Source organism: Nocardioides sp., assembly GCF_030655615.1.
Classification (GTDB): domain Bacteria; phylum Actinomycetota; class Actinomycetes; order Propionibacteriales; family Nocardioidaceae; genus Nocardioides.
The window spans coordinates 1-4,397 of record NZ_JAURVJ010000078.1; the positions used below are offsets into that span (position 1 = coordinate 1).

The following is a 4,397-nucleotide window of genomic DNA, read 5'->3' on the forward strand; positions in this document are numbered from 1 at the left end:
CACGCCCAGGTGCTGGTCGACGCCGAGGAGATGACGCGACCCGACTTCCGCGACCGGGTCCGCGACGTCGTGGTCGAGATGGCCGGCACCGGCCAGACCGCCATGGGCTTCCCGACCGAGTACGGCGGCGGCGGCGACATCGGCGCGTCGCTGGCGGCGTTCGAGACCCTCGCGCTCGGCGACCTCTCGGTGCTGGTCAAGGTCGGGGTCCAGTTCGGTCTGTTCGGCGGCGCGGTGCTGCAGCTCGGCACGCAGCGCCACCACGAGAAGTACCTCCCCGACGTCGTGAGCGGCCGGCTGATGGGCTGCTTCGCCATGACGGAGACGGGGCACGGCTCCAACGTCCAGGCGCTCGGGACCGTGGCGACCTACGACCCCGCCACCCAGGAGTTCGAGATCCAGTCGACCCGGCCCGACGCGTGGAAGGACTACATCGGCAACGCGGCGGCCCACGGCGAGATGGCGGCGGTCTTCGCCCAGCTGGTCGTCGGCGGCGAGTCGAAGGGCGTGCACGCGCTGCTGGTGCCGATCCGCGTCGGCGGCGAGCCCGCGCCCGGCGTACGCATCGAGGACGACGGTCTCAAGATGGGCCTCAACGGCGTCGACAACGGCCGGCTCTGGTTCGACGGGGTCCGGGTGCCGCGCGAGGCGCTGCTCAACCGCTTCGCCGACGTCACCGAGGACGGTGTCTACGTCAGCGACATCGACAACCCCAACAAGCGGTTCTTCACGATGCTCGGCACCCTGGTGCAGGGCCGGGTGTGCGTGGGCGGCGCGGGCATCAACGCCTCCAAGGTCGCGATCGCGATCGCGGTCAAGTACGCCCTGCAGCGTCGTCAGTTCGAGGCCACCAGCGAGACCGAGGAGGAGCTGCTCCTCGACTACGGGCTCCACCAGCGCCGGCTGTTCCCGCTGCTCGCGCGCACCTACGCGCTCCACTTCGCGCAGGAGGTCGTCGCCGGCCAGGTCCACGACGTCTTCTCCGGCACGCTCGACCCGGACGCCGACCCCGACCTCGCCAGGCGCGAGCTCGAGTCGCGCGCCGCCGGCACCAAGGCCCTCGGCACCTGGCACGCGACCCGCACGATCCAGGAGTGCCGCGAGGCCTGCGGCGGCGCGGGCTACCTGGCGGTCAACCGGTTCGCCGCGCTCAAGGCCGACACCGACGTCTTCACGACGTTCGAGGGCGACAACCACGTGCTGCTGCAGCTGGTCGCCAAGGGCCTGCTGACCGCCTACTCCAGCGAGTTCGAGGAGATGGACCAGTTCGGGATGGTCAAGTTCGTCGCCGGGCTCGCGGTCGAGACGGTGATCGAGAAGACCAGCGTCCACAAGCTGATCGAGCGCTTCAAGGACGTGCTGCCCGGCGGCACGGGGTCGTCGGACGGTGCCTGGGACCAGGACGCCGGACTGCTCGATCCCCAGTACCAGCTGGCGATGTACCGCTTCCGCGAGGAGCACACCATTGCCGGCGTCGCCCGCCGCCTCAAGCGCGGCATCGACAACAAGATGAACCCCGGTGAGGTCTTCTCACGCGTGCAGGACCACGTCATCGCCGCGGCCCGCGCCCACATGGAGCGGCTCGTCCTCGAGGCGTTCATCGAGAAGATGGAGGCGATGCCCGACGGCGACACCAAGGTCGCGCTCAACCTCCTCTGCGACCTCCACGCGCTCACCGGCATCGAGGCGGACCGTGCCTGGTTCATGGAGCACGGGCGGCTCACGTCCCAGCGCAGCAAGGCGATCAGCCGCGAGGTCTCGTCGCTGTGCCGCAAGATCCGGCCGCTCGCCGACGACCTGGTCGACGGCTTCGGCGTGCCGGTGGCGATGCTGCGCTCGCCGGAGCTCATCGGGTGAGCCTCGCCGTCGCCCTGCCGGGACGGGCCTACCCGGTGACCCTGCCGGCCATCGCGGTGGTCGTCGACGCGGTGGCCGCGCACGGCTACGCCGTCCGCCCGGTCGACTGGGGCGTCCTCGCCGAGGTGCCCGCCGACCCGGACCGCTGGGTCGCCGAGCGCCTCGCGGAGGCCGCACCCGACGGGTGCGACCTGGTCGTCGGCAAGTCGCTGGGCACCCGGGCGGCGTCGTACGCCGCGGAGCGGGCCTGGCCCGCGGTCTGGGTCACGCCCCTGCTGCGCGACGCGGCGGTCGTCGCCGGGATCCGCGCCAACCCCTCGCCGCAGCTGCTCGTCTGCGGCGCGGCCGACCCGCTCCACGACGCCTCGGTCGCCGCCGCACTGGCGTGCGACGTGCTCGAGCTGCCCGGCCTCGACCACGCCCTGAGCGCCGCCGGCGACGGCGTGGTCGCGCCCGACGACCTGGCCCTGGTCACGGACGCGACGACCGCGTTCCTCGGCAGGCTGGGGTGAGGGTCCCGGGCCTCGGCGGCTGGAGCGACGACCCGCTGTGGGCGACCGTCTACGACTGGTCCGTCGAGCACCCGCGCGCCGGTGGGCTGCTGTGGCGCTTCGGCATCCAGAGCGAGCTGCGGCGGCTCTACGCCGCGACCGACGAGATCGGCCGGCTGCCCGCCGGCGCGCGCGTGCTCGACGTGCCGTGCGGCGGCGGGGTGGCGCTGCGCGGGCTGCGGCCGGGCCAGGACGTCGAGTACGTCGCCGCCGACATCGCCCGGACCATGCTCGACCGCACGACGGCCGCCGCCCGCGAGCGCGGCGTCGCCGACCAGGTCGTCCCGCGCGTCGCCGACGTCGAGCAGCTGCCCTTCGAGGACGACACCTTCGACCTCGTCGTCTCGTTCACCGGCCTGCACTGCTTCCCCGACCCCGCCCGCGCGGTGGTCGAGATGACGCGCGTCCTGCGCCCCGGCGGCGTCATCACCGGCAGCGCGATCCTCAACGACTCCGGCCTGCGCCACGAGCCGATGCGCCGCGGCGGCCGGCTCGCGGGCCTGCTCGGCCCCGGCTGCACCGGGCCCGAGGTCGTGCACTGGCTGCAGGCGCGCGGCGTCCTCGCCCCGACCCTGGAGCGGTCGGGTGCGATGGGCTACTTCCGCGGCGTGAAGAGCTGAGCCTGCGCGTCCATCGCCTCACGGGAAGCCCCACCAGCAAGAAGGCGCCCCGACCCGCACCCAGACCGGCCAGAGGCGACCATCCAGCTCAGTGGGGGTTCGTGTAGCCCTCGGTCTTGGCGCGCTCGAAGGACGCGAGCACCTCGAGCTCGGCGTCGGAACGGCCGACCCAGTCGGCACCCTCGACGGACTTGCCGGGCTCGAGGTCCTTGTAGACCTCGAAGAAGTGCTGGATCTCGAGCCGGTCGAACTTCGGCACGTGGTTGATGTCGCGGATGTGCTCCTGGCGCGGGTCGGTCGACGGGACGCAGAGGACCTTGTCGTCGCCGCCGGCCTCGTCGGTCATCCGGAACATCCCGATCGCGCGGCAGCGGATGAGGCAGCCCGGGAACGTCGGCGCCTGCAGCAGCACGAGCGCGTCGAGGGGGTCGCCGTCGAGACCGAGGGTGTCCTCGATGTAGCCGTAGTCGGCGGGGTACTGCGTCGAGGTGAAGAGCATCCGGTCGAGGCGCATCCGGCCGGACTCGTGGTCGACCTCGTACTTGTTGCGCTCACCCTTGGGGATCTCCACCAGTACGTCGAACTCCAGCACGTGCATCCTCCGGTCGGTCTGCGGATCAGGGGCGGTGACCGAGGGGCCTCCGCGCGATGGAGGCCAGTGTCCCGCACAATGTCCGTGATCGTGCAGCCGGGGACAGGAGGACGCGTGGCCCGCAACGACTCCGGCCGCGGCAGCGGTGGCTCGCCCGTCCGCAGCACCCTCGTGCTGGTGCTCTTCCTGGCCCTCGTGGCCGGGGGCGTGGCGGTCTGGCGCTACGACCTCGTCGACCGTCTCCGCGACGGCGACGACGCTCCCCAGGCGGGCCCGACGAGCGACCCGGCCGTGGTCGCGCCGCCCCCGGGCGTCGTGGTGCCCGACGTGGTCGCCCCGCCGCCGGTGGCCGTGGCGTCCGCGCCGACCACCGCACTGGGGCCAGCCGCCGTACGCCGCGCCCTCAACACCTACCTGCGCGACAAGCGCCTGGGCCGCCACGTGCTCGCCGAGGTCGCGCCGCTCGACGGCGACGGCCCGGCGGTCACCGTCGGGGGCGGCGCCGACACCGCGATCCCGGCGTCGACCACCAAGCTCGTCACCAGCACGGCCGCGCTGCTCGCGCTGGGTCCCGACCACGTCTTCACCACCGAGGTGCGCCGCCGCGGCAACGTCGTCACGCTCGTCGGCGGCGGCGACCCGTTCCTGGAGCGCGGACCGCTCGACCAGGGCCAGCCCTGGCCCTACCCCGTGCGCGCCGACCTGCAGGACCTCGCCCGGCAGACCGCCGCGGCGCTCCAGGCAGACGGCGTACGCCGCGTCCGCCTCGACTACGAC

At 73.1% G+C, this 4,397-nt stretch carries 5 protein-coding genes; 4 read left to right on the top strand and 1 reads right to left on the bottom strand.

All coding sequences use genetic code 11. The features are described from left to right. From Q7T52_RS06570 to Q7T52_RS06580, 3 genes are all read left to right on the top strand, one after another. Positions 1 to 1,857, top strand: a 1,857-nt coding sequence (locus Q7T52_RS06570; protein WP_304800611.1) for an acyl-CoA dehydrogenase, incomplete at its 5' end; no start/stop codon positions are given. Beyond that, positions 1,854 to 2,369, top strand: a complete 516-nt coding sequence (locus tag Q7T52_RS06575; RefSeq protein WP_304800613.1) for a hypothetical protein — start codon at positions 1,854 to 1,856, stop codon at positions 2,367 to 2,369. The genes Q7T52_RS06570 and Q7T52_RS06575, both read left to right, overlap by 4 nt. Then, positions 2,366 to 3,028 (top strand): class I SAM-dependent methyltransferase, encoded by a 663-nt coding sequence (locus Q7T52_RS06580; RefSeq protein WP_304800615.1) that lies wholly within the window; start codon positions 2,366 to 2,368, stop codon positions 3,026 to 3,028. The genes Q7T52_RS06575 and Q7T52_RS06580 overlap by 4 nt, the downstream gene beginning before the upstream one ends. Before the next feature lie 88 nt (positions 3,029 to 3,116). Here Q7T52_RS06580 and Q7T52_RS06585 read toward each other — a convergent pair whose 3' ends face one another. After that, positions 3,117 to 3,617: an inorganic diphosphatase gene (locus Q7T52_RS06585; RefSeq protein WP_304800620.1), complete on the bottom strand. Its 501-nt coding sequence runs from the start codon at positions 3,615 to 3,617 to the stop codon at positions 3,117 to 3,119. Positions 3,618 to 3,734: 117 nt separating this feature from the next. Between Q7T52_RS06585 and Q7T52_RS06590 the strand changes: the two genes are divergently transcribed. Continuing rightward, positions 3,735 to 4,397, top strand: a 663-nt coding sequence (locus tag Q7T52_RS06590; RefSeq protein WP_304800617.1) for a D-alanyl-D-alanine carboxypeptidase, incomplete at its 3' end; no start/stop codon positions are given.